The sequence below is a fragment of the Cupriavidus sp. SZY C1 genome (genome assembly GCF_032190535.1).
In the GTDB taxonomy this organism is placed as follows: Bacteria; Pseudomonadota; Gammaproteobacteria; order Burkholderiales; family Burkholderiaceae; genus Cupriavidus; species Cupriavidus pauculus_C.
Genome location: NZ_JAUANU010000003.1, coordinates 317,030 through 342,122 on the forward strand (window position 1 = coordinate 317,030; position 25,093 = coordinate 342,122).

Genomic DNA, 25,093 nt, shown 5'->3' on the forward strand with positions numbered 1-25,093 from the left:
TGTGCAAGAGCGGGTCACGCCATCATTTGTCCTCGATCAAATCGAGGTGGGCAATCTGGAGATTCGACGATCCGGGAGGCGGATCGGCCGCGCGGGGGATGGCAGCGTGTGCAGTCAGGGCCGGGTTGCCTGGGCCGGCGCGCCGGCGTCCAGCAGCGCGGCGATTTCCGGGTCGCGCTGCCGGATATCCCACTCCCCGGCCGCCACCTTGGCGAACTGCTCGGTGCAAAGCTCGGCGATGACCTGCCGTTCGCCGTGTTCCAGCGCCACGCGCATCACGTCGAGTTGCTGGTTGGTGAAGCTGTCGATCAGCATCGCGTTCTGGGTCAGCAATTCCTGGCTGGCGCGGCGTTCTTCCTCGGTGCTGCCATGGGCGGCCGAGGCTTCCAGCCGCGCGCGGTACTGGCGCGACACGGCCATATGGGCCGCGTTGCGGGCCTGCCAGCCGGCCCAGGCGGCTTCCACCGCCGCGCGGGTGCGCGGGGCGTGCCGGCTGCAATAGTCGGCCGTGTTGCGCAGCACGGCTTCGTCCAGATGCGGCACGAGCGCGGCCGCCGCTTCCAGTTCGCTGCGCGCGGCGGGCGGCGCGGGGGTGGCGGGCGCGGCGGGCTCCTCGTTGGAGCAGGCCGTGGCCGCCAGGATGGCCATGCCGGCGGCTACGGCCAGCGGCATGGTCTTGAAGCGGGACATCCGGGGACACCTCCTGTCGATCGATGGTCGGCATTTTACTTGGATCGACATGGCACCCGGCCAGCCAAGTAAAATGCCGCTCCTTCCGCCCTCGTCAACGCTTTTTGTCCCATGGCAGTCACTCCCGGTAGAACCCAGGCCACGCTGATCGGCCTTGTCGCGATCGTGCTCTGGAGCGCCATCGTTGGCCTGATCCGCGGCGTCAGCCAGAGCTTTGGCGCCACGGGCGGCGCGGCGCTGATGTACACGGTTGCGTCGGTGCTGCTCTGGCTCACGGTGGGGCCAGCCCGCGTCCGCGCGCTGCCGCGCGCCTATCTGGTCTGGGGCAGCCTGCTGTTCGTGTCGTACGAGGTCTGCCTGTCGCTGTCGATCGGCTACGCCAACACCGCCCGGCAGGCCATCGAGGTCGGCATGGTCAACTACCTCTGGCCGAGCTTCACGATGCTGGCTGCGATCCTGTTCAACGGCCAGCGCGCCAACTGGCTGATCGTGCCCGGCTTTGCGGTGGCGCTGCTAGGCATCGCTTGGGTGCTGGGCGGCGACCAGGGGCTGGACCCGGCCGGCATGGCGGCCAATATCCGCGACAATCCGCTCAGCTACGGCCTGTCGTTCTGCGGCGCCATGATCTGGGCCGGCTACTGCACGGTGACGGCCCGCATCGCCCAGGGCAAGAACGCCGTCACGCTGTTCTTCATGCTGACCGCGCTGGTGCTGTGGGGCAAGTACCTGTTCACCGGCGGCGAGACCATGGTGTTCAGCGCCGCCGGCTGCCTGTACCTGGCGCTGGCCGCCTGCGCCATGGGCTTTGGCTACGCCGCGTGGAACGTCGGCATCCTGCACGGCAACGTGACCGTGCTGGCCGGCGCGTCCTACTTCATCCCGGTGGTGTCGGCGGCGCTGGCCGCCACGCTGCTGCAGGCGCCGCTGTCGCTGGCGTTCTGGAAGGGCGCGGCAATGGTCTGCGCCGGATCCATCCTCTGCTGGTTCGCCACGCGCGCGGGCAGCGTCCGCAAGGCATCCACGGCCGATAGCGCGTCCTGACCGCGCGGTATAACTTTGGCCTTCCTCTCAGGGATTTCCCGCAACGGGCTCCCCATGCATCACTACATGATGTAATGTCGCATCCCTGATACATCCGAACCGACGGCTGTAACGCATTGAAATATGCGATCGGCCGCCGCGCGGAACGGGGACGTACACAGCGACAGCAGCATGCAGGCCCGGCACAGCCGGGCCGACGAGTGTTTTTTCAACGAGGGGAGACCCCAGAGTCATGAAGAAGAGAGAGATGTGGATGGCGGCGGCCGTGAGCGGCCTGTTCGCCGGGGGAGCGTTTGCCCAGACTTCCGTCACGCTGTACGGCGTGGCCGACGTGGGCGTGGAATTCGTCAACCATGCCGGCGCCGGTGACAACACCGCGGTGCGCATGCAGTCGGGCAACCTGTCGGGCTCGCGCTGGGGCCTGCGTGGCACCGAGAACCTGGGCGGCGGCCTGAGCGCCGTGTTCGCGCTGGAAAGCGGCTTCAACATCGACGACGGCCGCAGCGGCCAGGGCAACCGCCTGTTCGGCCGCCAGGCCTGGGTGGGCCTGAGCAGCACGTACGGCACGCTGTCGCTGGGCCGCCACAACACGCCGATGTATGACTTTGGCGTGCAGTACGACCCGATGGGCATCTCCACGCGCTACTCGATCGGCGTGCAGGACCCGTCGTTCCAGTCGCGTGCCGACAACTCGGTCAAGTACGCCGGCAAGTTCGGCCCGATCGCGGCCAAGCTGATGTACAGCACGGGCTACGACGGCGCCGCCGGCGTCAACGGCGAAGTGCCGGGCAACTACAAGGTGGGCCGCGAATTCGGCGGCAGCCTGGCCTACGAGAGCGGCGCGCTGGCCGTGGCCGTGGTCTATGACGAGCTGCGCGGCAACACCGTGGCCACCGGCGACGACAAGACCCGCAAGGTGGCCGTGGCCGCCAACTACAAGATTGGCCCGGTCAAGCCGTACCTGGGCTACCGCTACGCGCGCTTCATGACGGCGCCCGCGTCGCAGACCGCCAACCTGTACTGGGCTGGCGCGCAGTGGGACGTCACGCCGGCGTGGTCGCTGACCGGCGCGGCCTACTACCAGGACTTCCGCAACTCGGGCGCCGATCCGTGGCTGTTCGTCGTGTCGGCTGACTATTCGTTCTCGAAGCGCACCGACGCGTACCTGAACCTGGCCTACACGCGCAACAAGGACGGCTCGGATCTGGGCACGGGCGGCTTTGGCACCACGCTGCCGGGCAAGAACCAGACCGGCGTGCTGGTGGGCGTGCGTCACAAGTTCTGACGCCGCGCAGCGCCATGCGATGGAAAAGGGCACGTCCGCCGGATGTGCCCTTTTTTGTTGCCCGCAGGCGGGCCGCAGCGCACTTTTGCGCGTCCGGCGGGCAGGGAGTCAGCATCCTCCGACGCGCCGTGCCGGCCGGCGTCCGATGCAGCGGCAACGGCCGCGCGCCGCAGAATCGACGGGAATGTCGAGATTTCCGACGATCTGATCCCGGAGGTGCACCGTGAGAAAGTCAATGATGCCGCTGGCGGCAGCCGGCGTGGCCCTGGTGGGTGCCGCGTTCGCGGCCAAGGCGTACGGCAAGTTCTCGGGCGGCAAGCGCGGCAACGTGGCCGTGCCCGAACCGGCCAAGGCCGTGGACCTGGACCGCTACCTGGGCCAGTGGTACGAGTACGCCCGCTACGAGAACGGCTTCGAGCGTGGCTGCGAAGGCGTGACCGCCGAATACACGCTGCGCGACGACGGCCTGATCGGCGTGCGCAACACCTGCCATGAAGGCTGCGCCGGCGGCGAGGCGCGGGTCTCGGAAGGTCGCGCCCGCGTGGTGCCGGGCAGCGGCAACGCCAAGCTGGAAGTGTCGTTCTTCGGCCCGTTCTTCTTTGGCGACTACTGGGTGCTCGACCATTGCGACGACTACGCGTGGTCCATCGTCGGCGAGCCGTCCGGCCGCTTCCTGTGGATCCTCACGCGCGACGCCCGGCCGTCGCCGGAACTGGCCGACTTTCTGGTCAGGCGCGTGGCCGCGCTGGGCTACGACACGTCGCTGTTGCGGACCACCGAGCACTGAGCCGGGCACCGAGCGTCCGGCGCGGGCTCAACCGGCCTCGCGCTGCCATTTTTCGCGCCGCGCCAGCTCGCGCGCGCTGGGCGTGGCCTGGGCGAACGACCCGGCCGGCACGTCGCCGGCCGGCACATAGGTGCTCATCACCACGCCCGAGCCGGACGTCCGCGATTCCACCAGCTTGAGCGCTCCGGGCCGGGTATCGGGCTCGAACAGCCGCTTGCCGTGGCCCAGCACCACCGGGAAGGTCCACACGTTGTATTCGTCGACCAGGGACGCGGCGCGCAGCGTCTGGATCAGGTTGCCGCTGCCGATCACCTGCAGGTCCTTGCCCGCTTCGGCCTTCAGCGCGGCCACGGCGGCGGCCACGTCGCCCTGCAGCAGCGCCGCGTTGTCCCACTCCAGCGACGTCAGCGTGCGCGACGCCACGTGCTTGCGCGTGGCGTTGAAGGTGCTGGCGATGGGGTCGTCGGCCGGCTGGTACGGCCAGTACGCGGCAAAGATCTCGTAGGTCTTGCGGCCCAGCAGCAGCTCGCGGTCCTTGCCGTCCAGCCCCTTCATGTCCTGGCCCATGGTGTCGTCCCAGAACGGGAACGTCCAGCCGCCGAACGCAAAGCCGCCGGCGGGGTCTTCCTCGGGGCCGCCCGGCGCCTGCATGATGCCGTCGAGCGAGACAAAGGTGGACACGATCAGTTTTCTCATTGGTGGACTCCCAGGGGCGGGGGCCGCCGCCGCATGCCGCGACCCCTGAGCCAAGGTAGGCGCCCGGGGCCTGCTGCGCAAGGCAAAACCGTCAGTCGAGCGCCCGGTTGCGCGATTCCACGTTGACCGACCCCACCGCCAGCGCCGCCGCGGCCAGCATGGCGGAAATCATCGCCAGCGCCAGCGTGAAGTGCGTGGCCATGACCGGGGCGATGATGGCCGGCGCGAACAGGCCGCCAAAGCGGGCCACGGCGCCGGCCGTGCCCATGCCGGTGGCGCGCAGGTTGGTCGGGTAGACCTCGGGCGTGAACGCGTACAGCGCGCCCCAGGTGCCCAGCAGCGCAAAGCTCATCAGCAGCGTGGAGCCCACCACCACCGTGGTCGACGTCCCCAGGCTGTAGAGCATGCAGCCGGCCGCGCTGAGCAGCAGGAAGCCGATCAGCGTGGGCTTGCGGCCCCAGCGCTCCACGCCATAGGCCGCCAGCGCATAGCCGGGTAGCTGCACCAGTGCCAGCACCACCAGGAACACCTGCCCGCGCATCCATCCAAAGCCGGAACTGCTGAGCCGGATCGGCAGGTAGACGAACACCGCGTAGTAGGCAATCGAGATCAGCAGCCAGGCCAGCACCAGCCCCACGGTGCGGCGGCGGAACGTGGCGCCGAACAGCATGAAGACCGACGCCCGCTCGGGGGTTTCGGACTGCAGCGGGGGAATGGACATCCGCCGGCCGTTGGTGGACGCCACGCGCTCCAGCACCTGCCGCGCCTGTTCCGACTTGCCGTTGCGGTTCAGGAACAGCGGCGATTCGGGCACGTACATGCGCGGGATCAGGCCGACCAGCGCCGGAATGCCGGTGACGAAGAAGATGATGCGCCAGGCATCGTTGCCGTGGGCGCCGGCCGCCAGGGCCAGCATCGCCAGGCAGATGGTGCCGAGCGCCCAGAACGATTCCAGCAGCACCAGCCAGCGGCCGCGGCGGTCGCGCGGCAGGAATTCGGCCAGCATCGTGTAGTCCACGGGCAGCGTGCCGCCCACGCCGATGCCGGTCAGCAGCCGCAGCACCATCAGCCAGCCCAGGCTGGGCGCGAAGGCCGAGGCCACGCCGCAGGCCGCGTCGATGATGACGGCCAGCATCAGCGCCGGGCGCCGGCCGATGCGGTCGGCAATGCGGCCGAAGCAGAAGGCGCCAATCAGCATGCCGACGAAGAATGCGGTGCCGGTCTGCAGCGCTTGCGGCACCGTGACGCCGAAGGTGGCGGCAATCGATGGCGCGCTGAAGCCGATGGACAGCACCTGCATCGCGTCGGCCATCCACACCAGCCCGAAAATCACGAACAGCCGGTACTGGAACTTGCCGACACCGGCGGTACGGATGGCATCTTCGAAACTCATCGGCGTGGACGACATGGCGGGGGGCGGTCCGTTCGGCGGGTTGGGGGCGGTCGCGCCCATTCTAACGTGGCGCGGGCCGCCGCAGGGTCAGGCCAGTTCGGGATAGCCGCCGTCGTCGCTGGCTGCCGCCACGGCCAGCGGCGCGTGGGCGGCGGGGTCGGGGCGCACGAAGCGCGCCACCAGCACGGCGTCGAGCAGCGGGGCATAGGCAGGGTCGGCGTGCAGGCCGCAGAGCCGGTCGATCAGCGTCGCGCGGGCGGCGTCGTCCAGCGTGGCGGACGCCACCAGCAGCGGATTGGGCGTCCACGGCGTGCAGGCGACGGTGTGCAGGCCGTCGAGCCGGTCGGGCGCGTGCCGGCGCAGCAGATCGAGGAAATAGCTGTCGAGCGCGGTGACGTCGATCTCGCCGTCGCGCAAGGCCGTCAGCGCCCGCATCGGCGTGTCGAGCGGGCCGACCGAGGCACGGAACAGCGGCGCGCCATGCGTCTGGGCGCTGGGCGCCAGCAGATGGCGCGCCGCGTGGTAGCCCGACTGCGAATGGCGCGCCATCCAGCCGATGCGGTGGCCGAACGTGTCGTCGATGCGCTGCCAGCCTGCATCCGCACGCACCAGCAGTTCGCTGCGGTAGCGCGGCTGGCCGCCGTATGCGGCCGGCGATGGCACCGGCGCCACCAGCGGCACCACGGGCGCCACGCGCTGCGCGAACGGCAGCCCGCACATGAAGCCGCACACGAGGTCCGGCCGCTGCCAGAGCTCGGGCAGCGGCGCGGGCCAGGCGTGCGGCACGATTGCCACCGGCCAGGACAGGTCGGCAAACACCCGCGCAAACAGGGCCTGCCACGCCGCCGCGACGGCCGGCGTGGCGTTGTACATGCGGAACGACGCGATGCCGGCCGCCATCTCAGGCAAAGCGCAGCGTCTGGCCCAGGCCCTTGGCGCGCGCCTTGGTCAGCATGGCGTGGCCCAGCGCGATGTCGGTCGTGGAAAGCCCGCGGTGCCAGAACAGGATCGTCTCGTCGTCGCGCTCGCGCCCCGGCTTCAGCCCGGCCACGATCTGGCCCAGCTCGGCGTGCAGGTTTTCCTCGTTCAGCCGGCCGCTGTCCACGTGCTGGCGCAGCGCGCCGAACGGCAGGCCCTTGCGGCACTGGCCCCAGTCGTCCACCACCATCTTGCTCATGATGTCGGTCAGCGACAGCTCCACGGCGCTCATCGTGCCGTACGGAATCACCAGCGCGCCGGGCTGGATCCACTCGGTCAGCAGCATCGGCTGCGGCTTGGGCAGCCGCGACGCCTCCACCACGATATCGGCGCCGCGCACGCACGATTCCCAGTCCTCGGTCACGGTCACGGGCTTGCCGAGGTCGCGCGCGAGCCGCGCGGCAAACGCGTCGCGGCTCTCGGGCCGGCGGGAATGGACGCGGATCTCGTCGAAATCGAACAGCGAGTCGAGCAGCCGCACGTTCCAGTACGACGTGCCGCGCGCGCCGATGTGCCCCAGCACCTTGCTGCCCCGGCGCGCCAGATGCCTGGCGCCCAGCGCGGTCACGGCGCCGGTGCGCATGTCGGTGATGGCCGTGGCGTCGATCACGGCCAGCGGCACACCGTTGTCGGGGTCGAACAGGTTCAGCAGCGCCATCTCGGACGGCAGCCCGTGCCGGTAGTTGTCGACATAGTCGGACACCACCTTCACCCCGGCCACGTGCAGCGGCTTGATAAAGCCGCGCAGCACGTTGAAGTGGCCCTTGTCCGACGATTCCGGCACCAGGTGCACGCGCGGCTCGATCACGGTCTCGCCGCGGCCCTGGGCGGCCAGTGCCGCTTCCACGGCGGCCAGGATCTCGGCGTCGGTCAGCGCCAGCTCGGCCACGTCGGGGCCGTTCAGGTAGGTCAGGTACAACGGGTTCACGGCGCGTCTCCTTACTGCAGCGGGGGAATGTTGGCGCGATGCACGATCGCGCGCCATTTCGTGGTCTCGGTGGCGATGGTGTCGCCGAACGCCTGGCTGGTGTTGCCCACCGGCTCCAGGCCCAGGCCGTCGAGCTTCTGGCGCACGTCGGGGTCGCGCAGCACGGTGGCCACGTCGGCCTGCCACTTGCGTACCACGGCCTCCGGCGTGCCCTTGGGCGCCACCAGCCCGTACCACGACGTCACGTCGAAGCCCGGATAGCCCGATTCGGCGACGGTCGGCACGTTGGGCAACTGCGGCAGCCGGCGCGGCCCGGCCACGGCCAGCGGCACCAGCTTGCCGGTTCGGATGTGCTGGAGCACGGTGGAGATGCCGCCGAACATCATCTGCACCTGGCCGGCCAGCACGTCGTTGAGCGCCGGCGCCATGCCGTTGTACGGCACGTGCACGGTCTTGACGCCCGCTTCGAGGTTCAGCAGTTCGCCGGCCAGATGCGCGCCGCTGCCGTTGCCGGGCGAGGCAAAGTTCAGCTCGCCCGGGTGCGTGCGGGCGTAGGCCACGAGCTCCTTGAGTGAGCGCGCCGGCACCGACGGATTGACGACCAGCACGTTGGGCGAGGCCGCCAGCATCGTCACGGGCACGAAGTCGCGGGTCTCGAAGCTGAGCTTGCGGAACAGGATCGGGTTGACGGTCAGGTTGCCGGCCGGCGCCAGCCCCAGCGTATAGCCATCGGGCGCCGCGCGTGCCACGGCTTCCATGCCGATGTTGCCGGCCGCGCCGGGCTTGTTGTCGATCACCACGGGCTTGCCCCAGCGCTCCGACAGCTTCTGCCCGATCAGCCGCGGCAGCGCATCGGCCACGCCGCCGGCCGCGAACGGCACGACTACGCGCACGGGGCGGGACGGATAGTCGTCGGGCTGCGCCGACGCGGGACGCGGCAGCGCCGCGAGCACGGAGACCACGGCCGGCACGGCCATCCACAGCCGCCATCCGATGGCCGGCCTTCTTACGCAACGGTTCACGCAATTCTCCCCGTCATGGCACTTCGATCGTTGACCCGGCGACGCCGTGCGGCCCTTGTGCTGCCAGCCGACTTGTATAGACTGATCTTACGGAAGCCGTCCGATACTGTATAGACAACTTTTCGCATATCGGAAAGCGGATTTCTCATAAGATGCGGGGCGGCACGCGCGCGGTGCCGCGTGGCACTGGCGCTGTGCATGGCCATGCGTGGCACGCGGCGCTTTTCCCCGACATGGCCCACGCGCGGCCGTCTGACCCGATCATCCACCCACCCGCAGCCAGGAGCCTGCATGCCGACACGCCCGACCGTCCGACCCAGCAACCCGCCCGCGCCGGCGTTCCAGCGCATCAAGGACTACGTGCAGGACCAGATTGCCGCCGGGGTCTGGCGCGAGGGCGACGCCATCCCGCCCGAGCTGCGGCTGGCCGAGACGTTCGCGGTGTCGCGCATGACCGTGAACCGCGCGCTGAACGAACTGGAGGCCGAGCAGATCCTGGTGCGGCGCAAGGGCGCCGGCACGTTCGTGGCGCAACAGCGCTACCAGGCCACCGTGGTGGAGATCCGCTCGATTGCCGAGGAAATCCGCGCGCGCGGCCACCGGCACCGCAGCAGCCTGTACCGGCTGGAGCGGCAACGCGCCACGCGGGCCCTGGCCGCGCAGTTCGGCGTGGCGGAGCGCAGCACGCTGTTCCATTCGGTCATCGTCCACTTCGAGAACGACGCGCCGATCCAGGTGGAGGACCGCTGGGTCAACCCGGCGCTGGCGCCGGACTACATGGAGGCCGACTTTGGCGCCATCACGCCGAACGAGCACCTGATGCGCGTGGCGCCGCTGCAGCGGGCCGAGTACCAGATCGAGGCGCTGCTGCCCACGGCCGACGTGGCCGAGATGCTGGCCATCGCGCAGACGGAGCCGGCGCTGGTGCTGCGCCGGCGCACGTTCTCGCAGGGCGCGGTGGCGTCTGTGGTGGTGCTGTGGCACCCGGGCAGCCGCTACCGGTTTGGCGGCGCGCTGGGCCAGGCGCTGTAGCAGGCGCCCCGGCGCCGGGCGAGCTTGTCTGCCTCTGAATAAGCAATAGAATCCAAAGGGACAGGACGCCGGACAACGCAGGACGGCCAGGCCTGCCCAAGTGGAGAAGGGAATGGGTGCCAAACGCAAGACGCTGGCCGGAGCCCTGGCCGGGTTTGCCCTGATGCTGTCCGGCTGCGTGACCTATCCCGGCTACGACACGGGCTACGCCAGCTACTACGGCAGCGGCTACACCGGCTATGCCAGCTACACCGGCACGGGATCGTCCTACACCACCTACACCGGTTATCCGGCCTACTACGGCGGGTATTACGGCGGCTACCCCTACGGCTATCCCTACAGCTACGGCGGCTGGCCGTATTCCACCAGCATCTGGCTAGGCTATGGCTGCTGCGGCTACCGGGGCTACTACGGCTATCGCGGGTACTACGGCGGCTATCGCGGCTACTACGGCTATCGGGGCGGGTACTACGGCGGTTATCGCGGCGGATACCACGGCGGCTATCGCGGGGGGTACCACGGCGGCGGGGGCTACCGGGGTGGCGGCTATGGCGGCGGGGGATATGGCGGCGCCTACGGCGGACGTGGCGGCGGCAGGGGAGGCGGACGGGGCCGCTGAGCGCGGCCCTGGGTGGCTTACGGTAGCTGGCGGAGCTGGCCGATGACGGACATCAGCCGGCCGTGCGCCACGGTGACCGAGGCCTCGTCCTGCAGCGCTTCCTGGTAGCGCTTGCGGAACAGTTCGTCGCCCTGCTCGCTGAACAGCTTCTGCGTGGCGCCGGCCACGGCGCGGCAGGTTTCGTCGTGATGCTCGTCGCCGTCCAGTTCCTCGTCGATCTCGATGATCAGGCGCGACAGCGGATCGAGCCAGCGGAAGAACGATTCCTCGGTCACCAGCTGCACAAACTGTCCGGCGGGAATCGGGCCATGCAGTCTCTCGTACTGGCCCCGGTCGTAGCCGATGACCTCCTTGTGGACCTGGAGCAATGCCGCCCGCAGGGCACGCAGCCCCGAGCGGCGGGTTTCCTGGGTAGCAAGGAACTGTTCGCTGGGCATGCCCATCTCCACTTTTCCTGTTCATGGGCAGGCCGTATCGACTCGACCTTCGGCGGCATCCTCCCGGGGCCACCCTTCGCCTGCCCGTTGTTATCGGCAGCACACGTCCATGCTCGTTACCATGCACGCTGCGCAAGTCAGTATAGGCAGCGCCATGTCCCCAATCTAGCGCGGGGGCCTAGCGAAATACCCGTATTGCGGCCATGCGGCAAGGCAGGCAGGCCATGCGCCGGGCCGCCGTGCAGGCCCGCCTATATTGCGATGCAGCGGCTAGCGCGACGTGAGCCGCATGCGCGCCAGCAGCGGCAGATGGTCAGACGCCAGGCGCGACAGCGCCGTGCGATGGCTGGTCACCGCCACCAGGTGCGCGCGTGGCGAAGTCCAGATGCGGTCGAGCGCCAGGAACGGCATGCGCGACGGAAACGTCGACACGTGCGGCGTGCGCTCGAAGTAAGCATGGAGCCAGCGCAGCGGGCGCCCCCACAGGAACCACTCGTTCACGTCGCCCAGCAGGATGGTGGGCTGCTCGGGCGCCTCGGCCAGCGCGGTCAGCAGCCGCTTGACCTGCCAGCGGCGCTCGCCGGGCCGCAGCCCCAGGTGCGTGGCGATCACGCGCAGCGCGAACGTGCCGGACTCGATGGCATTGCATTCAAGCTGGGCGTCGATAGCGCCGCGCGGCTCGCAGCCCCTGACGCTGAGGTCGATGTGCCGCACGGCCAGCGGCCGGTAGCGCGTCAGCAGCGCGTTGCCGTAGTCGCCGTCGTCGCGCACCAGCGTGGGCCCCGGTATGGCGTGCAGCCCCGTGTGCTGGGACAGGAAGCGCAGCATGTCGAAGCCGGTGCCGCGCGTTTCCACCTCCTGCAGCGCGATCAGGTCGGCGCGCAGTTCGTGCAGCACCTCGCAGATGCGCTTGGGCACGAAGTGGCCGTCGGTGCCGACGCCCCCGTGGATGTTGTAGCTCGCCACGGCGATCTCCGCGTGGAGCGCGCCGTGCGGCGTGGCGTGATGGGTCATGGGCCGGGTATCCGGTGCGTTCATCGCGCCCCCTGGCCAGACGCCGGCGGGCAGCACCGCGCCGCGCCCGCGCCACTGCGCAGGGCCGCCTCCGACGCCTGCGCGCGCCGCTGGCGCCGGCGCCGCAGCACCCACCACAGGCCCAGCGGAATCAGCAGCACCACGCCCAGCCATGCAAAGCTGGCCGCGCCGGGATCGCGCGCGACGGCGGCAATGCGGTCCACCAGCGACGCCGACACGATGATGCCCGGCGACATGCCGATGGCCGTGCCCAGCAGGCAATCCCGCAGCCGGATGCGCGACGCGCCGACCACGAGGTTGACCAGCGTGAACGGCGCCACCGGCACCAGCCGCAGCACCACCATCGCCAGCAGCCCGTGCTTGCCCACCTGCTGCGTCAGCCGGTTCAGCCGCCGGCCGCCAAACCGCTGCACGGCGTTGCGGCCGATCACGCGGCCCACGGTGTAGGTGGCGGCCGTGCTCAGCACCGTGCCGCCCAGCGCGATGGCCGCGCCATAGAGCGGGCCGAACACCACCAGCGTGACCACGATCAGCACGGTCACCGGGAACAGCGCCAGCCCGCCGGCGACGAACGCGCCCAGCATCGCCAGCGGGGCAAACGGCTGGTCATCGAGCTGCTGGACGGTGGCCAGCAACTGGCGAAAATCGGTCCATTCGCGCAGCGGCGTGTAGCGCCACGCGAACACCACGCCGGCAACGAACAGCACCAGCGCCAGCAGCATGACCACGCGGTTGGCCACGCGCGGCCGGCCTTCCTGGCCGACGAACTCGGACACGATCTCGTCCGGGTCGATCGGCTCCATCGGGTCCAGCAGCCCCGCGTCGGGCAGGGCGGCGTCGATGTTCTCGGGCACGGTCGGCACGAACGGCTGCAGCGTGCGCCCCTCGGGCCGGTACAGCGCCGCCAGCGCGGTGTTCAGCCGGCCGTGGGTGTCCAGCGCCTGCGCCAGCGCCTCGGGCGTCACGGCCAGGTGCTCGCACAGCAGGCGGTCGCGCATGGCGCGGATGCCGGCCGCGATGCGGGCGTCGCCGTTGGACTCGATGACGAGGTTGCACTCGGTATCGAGCCCGAACGAGCGGTTGCTGAGATTGGCGGAGCCGATGGTCAGCAGGCGGTCGTCCACCACCATGACCTTGGCGTGCACGTTGACGCAGGCATCGCCCAGGTCCGGCACGTGCGGGCAATAGAGCTGGAAGCGGCCGTCCGGGTCCGCCTCGCGCAGGCCGCGATAGAGCCGCGCGCGCAGCACGCCCATGCTGGCTTCTTCCAGCCAGCCGCTCTCGGTGCGGCGCGATACCAGCGCGATGTCGGGCCCGTCGGGCTCGCGCAGCCTTGCCTCGAAGGCGTCGGCGATCAGCCCCGAGCTGAAGTACTGGTTTTCGAGGTAGACGCTGTCGCGCGCCGCGGCAATGGCGTCGGTGTGCAGCGCGCGGATCTCGCTGACGGCGGGCGAATCGGGCCGTTCGGGATAGGTGCGGCTGATGCCCACGCGCACGTCGGTGATGTCGGGCACGACCTGCCCGGGCCACGGATCGGTGCCCACGGGGGCGTCCGGCGCCGGCACGCGGGGGCGGCGCCCGGTGGCGCGCAGCCAGCGTTCGGCGGCCATGTCGCCCAGCGCCCGCGCGGCCGGGCCATCGACCACGCACTGCACGTCATGGAATGGCGGGTAGGGCTTGCCGTCGGGGTCCACGCGGCGCGGGTCGTCGGGCAGGTGATGGTGGGTGTCCCAGCGGCGGATGGTCAGGTCGAGGCCGCCCACGAACGCCACGCGGTGGTCGATCACGACGACCTTCTGGTGGTGCGAGGCGCCCGACGGGTGGTTGCCGTCCAGGCAGAACGACAGGCGGCGGTGCGTCTGCCAGTGCTCCTTGGCCGACGGCAGGAATTCGCGCTCCAGCGCGAAGACCATCGCGTAGTCCCAGCTCAGCACATAGATGCGCAGGCCGCGCCGGCGCCGGCACAGCGCGTTCAGGAAATCGCGCAGCTCGGCCGGCAGGCCGTCGGTGGGGGCGTCGGGCAGCAGCCGCATGCGGCTGTCGATGTCCCATCCGAGGATGAACACGCTGTGCTCGGCGCGCGTCAGGGCCTCGCGCAGCGCGGGGAAGTAGGCGTCGGCGTCCACCAGCATCGCAAAGCGCGCGCTGGGCTCCACGCGCCAGCAATTGTGGCCCGGGCGCAGCAGGGATTCTGGGGCATCGTTTCTCATGGCGAACGGTAGCCCGCGCAAGTTTCGTACCGGTCGGGCTGCCGCATGGCGCCGTGGGGCGGCGCGCGCCGGTCGTGTGCGGCTTACTTGCCTTTGTAAAAACTGCAGTCAGGCAGCGGCGGGCAGGGCGGCGCTGCGCCACGCGGCCGGTGGCATGCCGAAGCGGCGCGCGAATGCGCGCGTGAAGGTGGTCTGGTCGGGATAGCCGACGCCGGCCGCGATGTCGGCCAGCGGCATCGTGCCGGCCATCAGCCATTGCACGGCCTGGTCCAGCCGCAGCCGTGTCTGATAGCCGTGCGGGGTGTCGCCAAAGGCTTCGCAGAACAGCGTGTGGAAGCGGCGCGGACCCCAGCCGATGCGCGCGGCCAGCGCGTCGACGCGTAGCGGCGTGGCCAGGTGGGCGCGCAGGTAGTGGTCCACGGCGGCCACCGGAAAGCGCGCGGCGGCATCGGCCTGCCGGTCATCGAGACCGAGCATCCGCGTCAGCCCGCCGGCCAGCGCGGCGGCGCGCTGCCACGCGTGCTGGGCGGCCATGCCGCTGCCAGCGGGCGCCGCCGCCAGCCGGCGCACTTGCGCGGCAAAGCTGGCATCCATCGAGAACATGCGCGGCCGGGCCATCAGCCGGGCCGGCAGCGCCACCGAACTGGACGGAAAATCGGCCACGAGCTGGAGGTTGTCGGGCAGGCCGCTGCACAGGTGGTGATGCCCGGCGGGAATCACGAGGCCCTGGGTGCGGTCGACGCGGTACGCATGGCCGTCGATCTCCAGCTCGGTCTCGCCATCGACGCCGAACAGGAGCTGGTGATAGTCGTGGGCATGGCCGAATGGCCGCCGCTGGTAGCGGCGCGGCTCGACCAGCGGAGACGCATGCTCAACGAGCTTCGGCATGGCGCTGCCTCCCCTGTGTCTGGCACAGCCAGACCCCGACCCCGGCGACGGCCATGCCGCACCACTGCAGCGGCCCCAGCCGGTCGCCGAACAGCAGCGCCGCCTGCACGGCCGCCAGCGGCGGCGCCAGGAACATCAGCGCGGCGGCGTTGGCCGCCTGTCCGCGCCGTACCAGGCCCAGCAGCAGCCACGTGCCCAGCCCGGACAGCACCACGGCCGCCCAGAGCAGCGCGGCCCACAGCGTGGGGCCGGACGTCCAGCGCAGGCCGCCGATGCCGCCGGACGCGGCCACCACGACGGCGGCCACCAGCAGCGCCCCGGCGTTCTGCCAGGCCGAGCTGGCGCGGATATCCGCGCGGGCAATCGAGGTTTTCTGGAGCAGCGTTCCCATCGTGATCGAAATGATCGCCAGCACGCCCACCAGCACGATCCACGGCGAGACGGCGTGCGGCGCACCGGCCTGCATCGCGGGCAAGACTACCAGACCCACGCCCAGCGCGCCCAGCGCCAGCCCGCGCCAGGTGCGCGACGTCGGCTGCTCCTTGAGCAGCGGTATCGCAAGCAGCGCGGTCAGCAGCGGCTGCAGCGCGCCCAGCAGTGCCATGATCGACGGCGACAGGCCGTGGGCCACGGCGCCATAGCCGGCGCACAGGTAGATGCCCTGCATCAGCGCGCCGGCCAGCAGGTGGCGCGGCACCTGCGCCAGCGGCGGCCACGCGGCACGGCCGGCCGCCGCCACCGCCGCGAACATCAGCGTCGCCAGCGCAAAGCGGGCCAGCAGGAACAGGCTGGTATCGGCCACCGGCACCACGGCCTTGCCGACGATGAAGCCGGTGGACCAGATCAGGACGAAGGCCATGGCGGGCAGCCAGGCGGGCAGGGGGCGCGGCATGGTGGGGTGGGGGCGGTTGGCGGAAAGCGGACGGCAGGGGTGGAATCTGCCGCGCAGCCTATCGCAACGCCGGCGGCGTGTCTTGGCAAATCCTGCAGCCGGTGCCTGCCATCGGCACAGGCTCAGGCCGCCGCCTTGACCTGAGTGCGCAGGTAGTCCACCACCCGCGCCACGCGCGGCGGCAGCGACCACTCGGAGCGGTGGATCAGCCACAGCTTGTCGATCACGGGCGCCTGGCAGTCCAGCACGCGGATGCGGTCCGGCTGCACAAACGCCTCGCGCGCATAGCGCGGGATCACGGTAAAGCCAAAGCCGCGCGCCACCGGTTCCAGCATCAGGCTGACCTGGTTGCTGAAACCCCGGCACGGCAGCGTATGGACGCCCGGATTGCCGGGGTAATGCCGGCTCAGCAGCCGGTTGGCCATGGTCTTGCCGTCGGGATGGTCGACGAAACCAATGCGCTGCAGATCCTCCCAGCCCTCAACCTGTTCGCTGGCCGGGTAGACCAGTTCCAGCGGCTCCTCGCTGAACGGGCTTGCCGCCAGACGCGGCTCGTCCGGCTTCAGCGATACCAGCCCGACGTCGAAGCGGTTCTGCAGCACGCCTTCCAGCACCTCGGCATCGGGCGCGAAGCGGTGCCGGATGATCAGCCCCGGCGTGCGCGCCTGCAGGTCCAGCAGGCGCGGATAGAGGAACAGGCCAATGCTGCCCGGCGTGATCAGCCCGACCACGCCGCTTTCGGCATTGGCGCTAAGGCGGGCGCGCAGACGGTCGTTGGCCACCTCCATGTCGCTGCAGTATTCCAGCAGCGCCTTGCCGGCCGGCGTCAGTTCCAGCGCGCGCGGGCGGCGGATCAGCAGCGGGCCCAGCGCCTCTTCCAGATGGCGGATGTGCTGGCTGACGGCGGCCTGTGTCAGGCCCAGTTCGTCGGCGGCGCCGGTGAAGCTGCCGGACTGGGCCAGCATCGCAAACGAACGCAGCCATTGCGGGTTAAGCATAATGAACTCTTATTGAAGCGATAAGGCGTAGACGGTTTTCATTATAGCGACCCGTCGCTACTATCGCTGCATGCAACACGTCTCGACAATTTCATGACTACGCCTGCACTTTTCACGCCGTTTACCCTCAAGGACGTCACGCTGCGCAACCGCATCGCGGTGCCGCCGATGTGCCAGTACAGCGCCATCGACGGCTTCACCAACGACTGGCACCTGTCGCACTACGCCGGACTGGCGCGCGGCGGCGCGGGGCTGGTCATCGTCGAGGCCACGGCGGTGTCGCCGGAGGGCCGGATCTCGCCGGGATGCACGGGGCTGTGGAATGACGAACAGGCCGTCGGCATGGCCCGCATCGCCGAGGCGATCAAGGCTGACGGCGCCGTGCCCGGCATCCAGATCGCCCATGCCGGCCGCAAGGCCAGCGCCAACCGCCCGTGGGAAGGCGACGACCATATCCCCGAAGGCGACCCGCGCGGCTGGCAGACCATCTCGCCGTCGGCCAAGCCGTTTGGCGCCCATCTGCCCAAGGAACCCAGGGCGATGACGACCGAAGACATCGCGCGCGTCCAGGCCGATTTCGTGGCCGCCGCCAAGCGCGCCCGCGACGCCGGCTTCCAGTGGCTGGAACTGCACTTCGCGCACGGTTATCTGGCGCAGAGCTTCTTCTCGGTCCACGCCAACACGCGCACCGACGCCTATGGCAACGACGCCATCGGCCGGGGCCGCTTCCTGCTGGAAACGCTGGCCGCCGTGCGGGAAGTCTGGCCGCAGAACCTGCCGCTGACCGCCCGCTTTGGCGTCATCGAGTACGACGGCAACGACGAGCAGACGCTGCGCGAGTCGATCGAACTGGTGCGCGCCATGCGCGAGGGCGGGCTGGACATGCTCAACGTCAGCGTGGGCTTTTCCACGCCGAACGCCCAGATCCCGTGGGGCCCGGCCTTCCTGGCCCCGATTGCCGAACGCGTACACCGCGAGGCGGGCCTGCCGGTGGCGTCGTCGTGGGGCATCGACGACCCCGTGGTAGCCAATCGCGTGGTCGAAGCGGGCCAGATGGACCTCGTGATGGTGGGCCGCGCGATGCTGTCCAACCCGCACTGGCCGTACCAGACTGCCATGAAGCTGGGCCTGGAGCGTCCGTCGTGGGTCCTGCCGGCGCCGTACGCGCACTGGCTCGAACGGTATCGGGTGCAGTCGGCCTGATGCAAAACGCGTCGGCCCCGCGAACGGGCCGACGCGCCGCCGTTTGACCGGCGCGCCATAGCCGCTATACTTGTACAGTTAATTGGACAAGTACCGGAGTTGAATGATGCGCACCGTCCACTTCTCGGATGCCCGCAACAACCTCAAGGGCGTGATCGACCAGGCCATCGATGACCACGAGGCGGTTCTGATCACGCGCCGCGACGCGCCCAACGCGGTGATCATGTCGCAGGCCCAGTACGATAGCTGGGCTGAAACCATCTACCTGCTCAATTCCCCTGCCAACGCCGCCCATCTGTCGCGTTCGCTCGAACAGTTGCGCGCCGGCGAAGCCAAATCGCGCACCCTTCTGGACCCCGATACCCCGACCGAATGACGCGCAACATCCTGTTCACCGCGGATGCGTGGGCGCAATACCTGTTCTGGCAGGGGCAGGAACGCAAGACCCTGAAGCGCATCAACCAGCTTGTCGAGGATGCGCGGCGGTCCCCGTTCGAGGGAATCGGCAAGCCGGAGCCGCTGAAGGGCAACCTGACCGGCTTCTGGTCGCGCCGCATCGACGATACCAATCGGCTGGTCTACAAGGCCGACGACGTGGCCGTCTCGATCGTTAGCTGCCGCTACCACTACGGCGACCGCTAGCCAGCCCCCCGCCCGCTACTCCACGATCTCGAACGCGTCCAGGTACGTGTCGTTCAGCGTCAGCCCCAGGCCCGGGACGTTGTCGTCCAGTTGCAGGAAGCCGTTGTCGGGCGCCGGTTCCCCGTTGAAGATGTAGTAGAACAGTTCGTTGCCGACCTCCACGTCGTGCACGGGGAAGAACTCGGCCATTGGCGACGCCGTGGACGCCATCGTCAGGTGGTAGTTGTGCATCTGGCCGGCGTGGGGGATCACGGGCACCGACCACGCCTCGGCCATGGCGTTGATCTTCTGCGCGGCGGTGATGCCGCCCACGCGGTTGGTGTCGTACTGGATCACGTCCACCGCGCGGCGTTCCAGCAGGTCCTTGAAGCCGTACGACGTGAACTCGTGCTCGCCGCCCGAGATCGGGAACGGGCTCATCTTCTTCAGTTCGGCGTAGCCCTCGATGTCGTCGGCGATGACCGGCTCCTCCAGCCAGCGCGGGTTGAACTCGGCCAGCCGCGGCACCATGCGGCGCGCGTATTCGAGCGTCCAGCCCATGTAGCACTCCAGCATGATGTCCACGCCGTCGCCCACCAGCTCGCGCAGCAGCCGCACCTGTTCCAGGTTCTTCTGCATGCCGGCGGCGCCGTCGCGCGGGCCGTAGCCGAAGCGCATCTTCATCGCCGTGAAGCCCTGGTCCAGGTAGCGCTGCGCCTCGCCCAGGAAGGCGTCGCGGTCGTCGTTGTTGTAGAGCTTGGACGCATAGCACCAGATCTTTTCCTTGGTGCGGCCGCCCAGCAGCTTGAACACGGGCCGGCCGGTGGCCTTGCCCATCAGGTCCCACAGCGCGATGTCCACCGCCGAGATGGCGGCCATGCCGATGCCCTTGCGGCCCCAGGCGTGGGTGCGGCGGTACATCTTCTGCCACAGGTATTCGTTGTCGAACGGGTCCTGGCCGATCACGATCGGCGCCAGGTACTGGTCGACGATCTGCTTGGCCACGCGCGGCGCCAGCGCGCAGTTGCCGATGCCGACGTGCCCGTCGTCGGTTTCCACCTCCACCACCAGCCAGCCGTGGAAGCGGAACGACCCCATCGCGTCGCCGCGGTCGAACAGGATGTCGGTGGCGTTGGTGCAGAAGTGCGCCTGCGGCGGCACGGTCTTGCCCTTCCATTCGAAAACGCGGGCGCGGACGTTGGTGATCTTCATGGTCGATTCCTTTGAGCGGGACGGGGTCAGGCGGCGCGGGCGTCGGCCAGCCGGCGCGCGCCCATCTGGCAGGCCAGGTGGAACGCCTGCAGCGTGGCGCCCGGGTTGGCGCGGCCCTGTTGCGCGATGTCGAACGCGGTGCCGTGCGCCGGCGTGGTGATTGGCACGGGCAGCCCGCCCTGCACAGTCACGCCGCGCGAGAAGCCCATCAGCTTGATGCCGATCTGGCCCTGGTCGTGGTACATCGTGACGATGGCGTCGAACTGGCGTTCGTCGGGCCCGCCCTGCACCTTCAGGAAGATCGTGTCGGCCGGAAAGGGCCCCTGCGCGGCCACGCCGCGTGCCTGGGCGGCGGCCACGGCCGGGCCGATCACGTCGATTTCCTCGCGGCCGAAGGCGCCGTTGTCGCCGTTATGCGGGTTCAGGCCGCAGACGGCGATGCGCGGGGCGGCCACGCCGGACCGGCGCAGCGCGTGGTCGATCAGGTCGATGGCGTCGCGCACGCGCTCCGGCGTGATCAGCGCGGGCACGTCGCGGATGGCCACGTGCGACGTGACGCGCGACGTCCACAGCCCGTCGAGCACGTTGAACTCGCAGAACGGGCCCCGGTAGCCTAGCCGCTCGGCAAACCAGTGCAGCTCGTCGTTGTGGCCCATGCCGGCCGCGTGCATCGAACTCTTGTTGAGCGGGCCGAACAGGATGGCGTCGGCCTGGCCGGCCTGCGCCAGGTTCAGCGCCACCTGCAGCGTGCCCAGGCAGTAGCGGCCGCCCTCGGCGCTGGCGGCGCCGCGCGGATAGGCGGGGTTGCCGTCGAGCGCCCAGTGATGGAGCCGCGGGCCCTGCTCGGTGCCCTGGAAGTCGGGCCGGTCCACTTCGGGCAGCGTCAGCGAGACGCCGGCCACCTGCATGGCGCGGCGCCATTCCTCGCGGTCGGCGATCAGCAGGATGCGGGCCTGCGCGGCCACGGGGTCGGCCAGCAGCCGGGCAATCAGTTCAGGGCCGATGCCGGCGGGGTCGCCGAGCACCATTGCGATACGGGGACGTGGCGTCATGGTCGGGATAGGGTTTGGGGTCAGTCGAGCTTCACGCCCAGTTCGGCGATCAGCTTGCCGTAGCGCGCGTATTCGCTGCGCGAGAAGGCGTCGAAGCGGGCGGCGTCCATCGTGCCGGGCACCGCGCCAACGTCGCCCAGCCGGCGCAGCGTGTCGGGGTCTTTCATGACCTGTGCCATGGCGGCGCCCAGCTTCTGCAGCGTGGCGGGCGGCGTGCCGCCGGTGGCGTAGACGCCGTACCAGGTGTTGGCCTGGATCTCGGGCACGCCGGCTTCCTTCAGCGTCGGCACGTTCGGCAGCAGCGCCGAGCGCGTGTCAGACGTCACCGCCAGCGCGCGCAGCTTGCCCGCCTTGATATGGTTGATGACCGACGGCATGGTCTCAAAGCTCATGTCCACCTGGCCGCCCATCAGGTCGACCAGCCCGCTGGCGCTGCTCTTGTACGGCACGTGCAGCATCCGGCCGTGGATCTGGTGCGCAAAGGCCGCCGCCGCCAGGTGCTGCGTGCTGCCGACGCCGGACGAGCTGTAGCGGTACTTGTCCGGATGGGCCTGGATCTGGGCCACGAGCGAGCGCGCGTCCTGCACCGGCAACTGGTTGTTGACGACCAGCACGTTGGGCACCTGTGCCACCAGCGCCACCGGCGCCAGGTCCTTCAGCGGGTTGAACTGGAGCTTGAGCAGGTGCGGCGCGATGGCCTGCGACGTCGACACGCCCATCAGCAGCGTGTTGCCGTCGGGCGGCGCCTTGGCGGTCAGGTCCGCGGCGATGGTGTTCGACGCGCCCGGGCGGTTGTCCACCACCACCGGCTGCTTGAGGATCGCAGCCAGCTTGTCCGCGACGATGCGCGCCATGATGTCCGTGCCGCCGCCGGGGGCCGCGCCTACCATCATGCGTACCGGGCGGGCGTCATCCGCCGAGGCGGCGGGGGCTGCCAGGCCGAACCCGACGATGCCGGCCAGTGCGCCGGCCATCCAAGTCTTCATGTCTGTCTCCGTGGCACGCAGTCTGCGCTGCGTGAGACCCACTATACGGAGCGCGGCGGGCGCCGAAAACTGAGCATTTCTGAAGCGGCGATAAGCAGTGCTGATATCCGGGTTAACGCGGGCGGGCGCCGGGGCGGCGGCTGGCGCGGCGCCGGCCGGGCGCCGAGCGATCACCGCAGGCGATCACGGTATCGGCAGGTTTCATTAGGCGGCGCGCGGGCCGGCCCGTATATTGGGCGGCACAACATCAGACCCAGGAGACAGCGCATGACGACCCCCGTGTATCGCGGAGTGTTCCCCGTGGCCCCGACCATCTTCGACGCCCAGGGCGGGCTGGACCTGGACGGCCAGCGCCGCTGCATCGACTTCATGATCGACGCCGGATCGGACGGCCTCTGCATCCTGGCCAACTTCTCCGAGCAGTTCGTGCTGACCGACGACGAGCGGGCACGGCTGATGACCACGGTGCTGGACCACGTGGCCGGGCGGGTGCCGGTGATCGTCACGACGACGCATTTCAGCTCGCGGATCTGCGCCGAGCGCAGCCGCGCCGCGCAGGACGCCGGCGCCGCGATGGTGATGGTCATGCCGCCGTACCACGGTGCCACGATCCGCGTACCCGAGCCGGCCATCTTCGACTTCTTCGCGACGGTCTCGGCGGCCATCGACATCCCGATCATGATCCAGGACGCGCCGGTCAGCGGCACCACGCTGTCGGCGCCGTTCCTGGCCCGCATGGCGCAGGCGCTGCCGAACGTTTCCTATTTCAAGATCGAGGTGCCGCAGGCGGCGGCCAAGCTGCGCGAGCTGATTGCGCTGGGCGGCGACGCGATTGTCGGGCCCTGGGACGGCGAGGAAGCCATCACGCTGATGGCCGACCTGGAAGCGGGTGCTACGGGCGCGATGACCGGCGCGGGATATCCGGACGGCATCCGCCAGATCCTGGACGCCTGGCAGGCCGGCGACGCCGAGGGCGCCGCTGCCCGCTACCAGCAGTGGCTGCCGCTGATCAACTACGAGAACCGCCAGGGGTGGCTGGCGACGGCCAAGGTGCTGATGCAGGAAGGCGGCGTGATCCGCTGCGATGCGGTGCGGCATCCGCTCCAGCCCATGCATCCGGCCACGCGCGAGGGGCTGCTCCGGGTGGCGCGGCGGCTGGACCCGCTGGTGCTGCGCTGGGGGCGCTGAGCGGGTTGCAACCAGGCGCTAGGCCGCGCGGGCGCGCAGGGCGTCGATCAGCAGGCTCATCGACGCCGTGGCGGGCCGGCCGCGCCGCGTGACGATGCCGTACGGCCCGAGCTGGATCGGCAACGGCAGCGGCAGCACGGCCAGCGCGCCGAGCCGCGCGTAGTACGCGGCCACCGATTCGGGCAGCACGGCCACCAGTTCGCTGTCGGCCAGCAGCGAGGTGGTCATCAGCACGGCGGCGGTCTCGATGGTCGACGGGGGCGGGGCGACGCCGGCGTCCTCGAACGAGCGGTCGATCAGCGCGCGCATGGGGCTGGGGCGCGGCTGCATGATCCACGGGTAGCGCGTCAGCTCGGCAAACGCCAGGCGGCGCTTGCGTGCCAGCGGGTGCTGGGGGCCGACCACGATCGCCAGGCCCTCGTCGCCCAACTGCTCGAAATCGACGCCGCCGGCGTCCCAGCCTTCGGGCACGCGGCCGAGCACGACGTCGAGCTGGTCGCGCTCCAGCAGCGGCATCAGCACGTCGCTGGTATCGACCTGGACAGCGATTTCGAGCTGGGGATGGTCGCGGTTGAGGTCGCGGATGGCATCGGCCAGCAGACCCGGGGCCGGCGCCATGACGGCGCCGACGCGCACGCGGCCGATCTTGCCGGACGCCAGCGCCACCAGTTCATCGCGCAGGCCGGCCATGTCGGCAAACACAAGCTTGGCGTAGCGCGTGGCGGCATGGCCAAAGCGCGTTGCCCGCAGGCCGCGCGCGTGGCGCTCGAACAGGGCCACGCCGAGCAGGTCTTCCATGTCCTGCAGCATCTTGCTGACGGCGGGCTGCGAGAGCGTCAGCGCCTCGGCCGCCTGCCGCAGCGATCCGCGCGCCTCGATGGCCACCAGCAGGCGCAGGTGCTGCATCTTCAGGCGGTTGTGCAGGGCGGAGACGGACGGAATCATGGTCGGGGGGCGGGCTGGGCCCGGAGGCGGGCGGCGCATCATTCTAATGTGCCGGCGCGGGCGGCCGGGGTGGCGGTAAATCTTCCAACGGATGGGGCGGGCTACACGCGGGCGCCTGGGCAGGCACTGCTGCGGAGGCTGGCTGTGGGGGCTTTTCGTCGCGGAACGGATTTTGCATCGTGTCTTTCCCATCGCCACCACTACGGGAGACCGATATGACGAAGCACAATCGCTGGTTCCAGCCCGGTGTGTCCGACGCCGGTAGCGACTGGGCCGTCCATGACCAGACCGAGGACTTTGGCGGCCCGGAGGCGTATCCCCGGCCCTGGGCGCGCGGGCGCGAGGCCGACACGCGCGTGTACGAACAGTCGCGCGTCGACCCCGCCGCCTATGGCATCTCTGAGGATGACGGCCTGCGCTCGGCGCCCGGCCGCGCAAGCTGGCACCGCGCCGCCGACGTGAACTGGCAGGACCGCCACGAGGACGGCGCGCTGCGCCATCGGCCGGGCAGCGGCGGACGCCCGGCCGGCATGCCGCACGAACAGTCACGCGGATATGGCGAACGGGTCGAGCGGCGCTCGCAGCCGGTCTGGCCGAAGGGCTACACCCGGTCCGACGAGCGCATCCGCGACGATGTCTGCGAGCGGCTGGCCCATGACGGCCGGGTGGACCTGCGCGAGGTCGAAGTCGATGTCGAGGCCGGCGTCGTCACGCTGAAAGGCAGCGCCCGGGATCGCGGGGAAAAGCACCGCATCGAGGACATCGCCGGGCATGTGATGGGCGTGAAGGACGTCCAAAACCAGCTTCGGGTGGGCTGAACGCGGACACGGCGAGGGGCGGGGCGATGTCTGACCCCGCTTCGGATTCTCAAAATGCCATTAACCGCCAAGCGTTTCTGACGCCCGCAACGTTTCGGCGACAGCGCAGGCCGTGCGGCGTGCAAGTCTCATGGCGA

Annotated in this window: 26 protein-coding genes; 10 read left to right on the forward strand and 16 right to left on the reverse strand. The window is 69.9% G+C overall.

Annotation, left to right across the window (positions count from 1 at the left end; translation table 11 throughout):
• Nucleotides 1-114 precede the first annotated feature (114 nt).
• Entirely contained in the window at nt 115-690 is a 576-nt protein-coding gene (locus QTN24_RS07735) for a hypothetical protein (RefSeq protein WP_313836178.1), read from the reverse strand.
• Between the two features lie 111 nt (nt 691-801).
• Here QTN24_RS07735 and yddG point away from each other — a divergent pair, with 111 nt between their 5' ends.
• The 3 genes from yddG (at nt 802) to QTN24_RS07750 (ending at nt 3,803) form a co-directional block, all read left to right on the forward strand.
• Nucleotides 802-1,731: an aromatic amino acid DMT transporter YddG gene (yddG, locus tag QTN24_RS07740; protein WP_313836179.1), complete on the forward strand. Its 930-nt coding sequence runs from the start codon at nt 802-804 to the stop codon at nt 1,729-1,731.
• A 232-nt stretch (nt 1,732-1,963) separates the two neighbouring features.
• On the forward strand, nt 1,964-3,016 hold the full coding sequence (locus QTN24_RS07745) for a porin (protein WP_313836180.1): 1,053 nt from the start codon (nt 1,964-1,966) through the stop codon (nt 3,014-3,016).
• Nucleotides 3,017-3,254: 238 nt separating this feature from the next.
• Nucleotides 3,255-3,803 (forward strand): lipocalin family protein, encoded by a 549-nt coding sequence (locus QTN24_RS07750; protein WP_124686779.1) that lies wholly within the window; start codon nt 3,255-3,257, stop codon nt 3,801-3,803.
• Between the two features lie 27 nt (nt 3,804-3,830).
• Here QTN24_RS07750 and QTN24_RS07755 read toward each other — a convergent pair whose 3' ends face one another.
• The 5 genes from QTN24_RS07755 to QTN24_RS07775 form a co-directional block, all read right to left on the reverse strand.
• On the reverse strand, nt 3,831-4,499 hold the full coding sequence (locus QTN24_RS07755) for a dihydrofolate reductase family protein (protein WP_313836181.1): 669 nt from the start codon (nt 4,497-4,499) through the stop codon (nt 3,831-3,833).
• Between the two features lie 91 nt (nt 4,500-4,590).
• Nucleotides 4,591-5,907 (reverse strand): MFS transporter, encoded by a 1,317-nt coding sequence (locus tag QTN24_RS07760; protein ID WP_313836182.1) that lies wholly within the window; start codon nt 5,905-5,907, stop codon nt 4,591-4,593.
• Between the two features lie 72 nt (nt 5,908-5,979).
• Nucleotides 5,980-6,792: a PhnD/SsuA/transferrin family substrate-binding protein gene (locus QTN24_RS07765; RefSeq protein ID WP_313836384.1), complete on the reverse strand. Its 813-nt coding sequence runs from the start codon at nt 6,790-6,792 to the stop codon at nt 5,980-5,982.
• 1 nt (nt 6,793) lies between these two features.
• Nucleotides 6,794-7,798, reverse strand: a complete 1,005-nt coding sequence (locus QTN24_RS07770) for an ornithine cyclodeaminase family protein (RefSeq protein WP_313836184.1) — start codon at nt 7,796-7,798, stop codon at nt 6,794-6,796.
• 11 nt (nt 7,799-7,809) lie between these two features.
• Entirely contained in the window at nt 7,810-8,820 is a 1,011-nt protein-coding gene (locus tag QTN24_RS07775; protein ID WP_313836186.1) for a tripartite tricarboxylate transporter substrate binding protein, read from the reverse strand.
• 291 nt (nt 8,821-9,111) lie between these two features.
• On the opposite strand from QTN24_RS07775, the gene hutC reads away from it, so the two are divergent.
• Both hutC and QTN24_RS07785 read left to right on the forward strand, forming a co-directional pair.
• The gene (gene hutC, locus QTN24_RS07780; protein ID WP_313836187.1) at nt 9,112-9,852 is read left to right on the forward strand and encodes a histidine utilization repressor; all 741 of its coding nucleotides are present in this window, start codon (nt 9,112-9,114) and stop codon (nt 9,850-9,852) included.
• A 112-nt stretch (nt 9,853-9,964) separates the two neighbouring features.
• Nucleotides 9,965-10,471: a hypothetical protein gene (locus QTN24_RS07785; RefSeq protein WP_313836188.1), complete on the forward strand. Its 507-nt coding sequence runs from the start codon at nt 9,965-9,967 to the stop codon at nt 10,469-10,471.
• Nucleotides 10,472-10,488: 17 nt separating this feature from the next.
• Here the strand turns inward: QTN24_RS07785 and QTN24_RS07790 are convergent, their stop codons facing one another.
• The 6 genes from QTN24_RS07790 to QTN24_RS07815 form a co-directional block, all read right to left on the reverse strand.
• Complete coding sequence (locus tag QTN24_RS07790) at nt 10,489-10,914, reverse strand: hypothetical protein (protein ID WP_124686522.1); 426 nt, start codon at nt 10,912-10,914, stop codon at nt 10,489-10,491.
• A gap of 264 nt (nt 10,915-11,178) precedes the next feature.
• Nucleotides 11,179-11,922: an endonuclease/exonuclease/phosphatase family protein gene (locus QTN24_RS07795; protein WP_253700226.1), complete on the reverse strand. Its 744-nt coding sequence runs from the start codon at nt 11,920-11,922 to the stop codon at nt 11,179-11,181.
• A 20-nt stretch (nt 11,923-11,942) separates the two neighbouring features.
• A complete protein-coding gene (locus tag QTN24_RS07800; protein ID WP_313836199.1) occupies nt 11,943-14,153 on the reverse strand; it encodes a VTT domain-containing protein in 2,211 nt (736 codons plus the stop codon).
• A gap of 108 nt (nt 14,154-14,261) precedes the next feature.
• Nucleotides 14,262-15,041, reverse strand: a complete 780-nt coding sequence (locus QTN24_RS07805) for an AraC family transcriptional regulator (RefSeq protein WP_313836201.1) — start codon at nt 15,039-15,041, stop codon at nt 14,262-14,264.
• Complete coding sequence (locus tag QTN24_RS07810; protein ID WP_313836203.1) at nt 15,025-15,933, reverse strand: DMT family transporter; 909 nt, start codon at nt 15,931-15,933, stop codon at nt 15,025-15,027. Before QTN24_RS07810 ends, QTN24_RS07805 begins: the two co-directional genes overlap by 17 nt.
• A 122-nt stretch (nt 15,934-16,055) precedes the next feature.
• The gene (locus tag QTN24_RS07815; protein WP_313836205.1) at nt 16,056-16,931 is read right to left on the reverse strand and encodes a LysR family transcriptional regulator; all 876 of its coding nucleotides are present in this window, start codon (nt 16,929-16,931) and stop codon (nt 16,056-16,058) included.
• A gap of 93 nt (nt 16,932-17,024) precedes the next feature.
• Between QTN24_RS07815 and QTN24_RS07820 the strand changes: the two genes are divergently transcribed.
• The 3 genes from QTN24_RS07820 to QTN24_RS07830 all read left to right on the forward strand — a co-directional run bounded on the left by QTN24_RS07820 (nt 17,025) and on the right by QTN24_RS07830 (nt 18,776).
• Nucleotides 17,025-18,134, forward strand: coding sequence for an NADH:flavin oxidoreductase/NADH oxidase (locus tag QTN24_RS07820; protein ID WP_313836207.1), 1,110 nt, complete (start codon nt 17,025-17,027; stop codon nt 18,132-18,134).
• Nucleotides 18,135-18,240: 106 nt separating this feature from the next.
• Complete coding sequence (locus QTN24_RS07825; RefSeq protein ID WP_313836385.1) at nt 18,241-18,510, forward strand: type II toxin-antitoxin system prevent-host-death family antitoxin; 270 nt, start codon at nt 18,241-18,243, stop codon at nt 18,508-18,510.
• Nucleotides 18,507-18,776 carry a Txe/YoeB family addiction module toxin gene (locus tag QTN24_RS07830; RefSeq protein ID WP_313836209.1) on the forward strand — a complete coding sequence of 90 codons (270 nt, stop codon included), beginning with the start codon at nt 18,507-18,509 and terminating at the stop codon, nt 18,774-18,776. The genes QTN24_RS07825 and QTN24_RS07830 overlap by 4 nt, the downstream gene beginning before the upstream one ends.
• Before the next feature lie 15 nt (nt 18,777-18,791).
• Here the strand turns inward: QTN24_RS07830 and QTN24_RS07835 are convergent, their stop codons facing one another.
• The 3 genes from QTN24_RS07835 to QTN24_RS07845 are packed head-to-tail and all read right to left on the reverse strand — an operon-like array spanning nt 18,792 to nt 22,005.
• Nucleotides 18,792-19,967 (reverse strand): L-rhamnonate dehydratase, encoded by a 1,176-nt coding sequence (locus tag QTN24_RS07835; protein WP_124686530.1) that lies wholly within the window; start codon nt 19,965-19,967, stop codon nt 18,792-18,794.
• Between the two features lie 26 nt (nt 19,968-19,993).
• Nucleotides 19,994-21,019, reverse strand: coding sequence for a 4-hydroxythreonine-4-phosphate dehydrogenase PdxA (locus tag QTN24_RS07840; protein WP_313836213.1), 1,026 nt, complete (start codon nt 21,017-21,019; stop codon nt 19,994-19,996).
• A gap of 20 nt (nt 21,020-21,039) precedes the next feature.
• Nucleotides 21,040-22,005 carry a tripartite tricarboxylate transporter substrate binding protein gene (locus QTN24_RS07845; RefSeq protein WP_313836215.1) on the reverse strand — a complete coding sequence of 322 codons (966 nt, stop codon included), beginning with the start codon at nt 22,003-22,005 and terminating at the stop codon, nt 21,040-21,042.
• 267 nt (nt 22,006-22,272) lie between these two features.
• Between QTN24_RS07845 and QTN24_RS07850 the strand changes: the two genes are divergently transcribed.
• A complete protein-coding gene (locus tag QTN24_RS07850) occupies nt 22,273-23,193 on the forward strand; it encodes a dihydrodipicolinate synthase family protein (protein WP_313836217.1) in 921 nt (306 codons plus the stop codon).
• Between the two features lie 18 nt (nt 23,194-23,211).
• Here QTN24_RS07850 and QTN24_RS07855 read toward each other — a convergent pair whose 3' ends face one another.
• Entirely contained in the window at nt 23,212-24,138 is a 927-nt protein-coding gene (locus tag QTN24_RS07855; RefSeq protein WP_124686534.1) for a LysR family transcriptional regulator, read from the reverse strand.
• Between the two features lie 215 nt (nt 24,139-24,353).
• Here QTN24_RS07855 and QTN24_RS07860 point away from each other — a divergent pair, with 215 nt between their 5' ends.
• Nucleotides 24,354-24,956 carry a BON domain-containing protein gene (locus QTN24_RS07860; RefSeq protein ID WP_313836220.1) on the forward strand — a complete coding sequence of 201 codons (603 nt, stop codon included), beginning with the start codon at nt 24,354-24,356 and terminating at the stop codon, nt 24,954-24,956.
• The last annotated feature ends 137 nt before the right edge of the window (nt 24,957-25,093 follow it).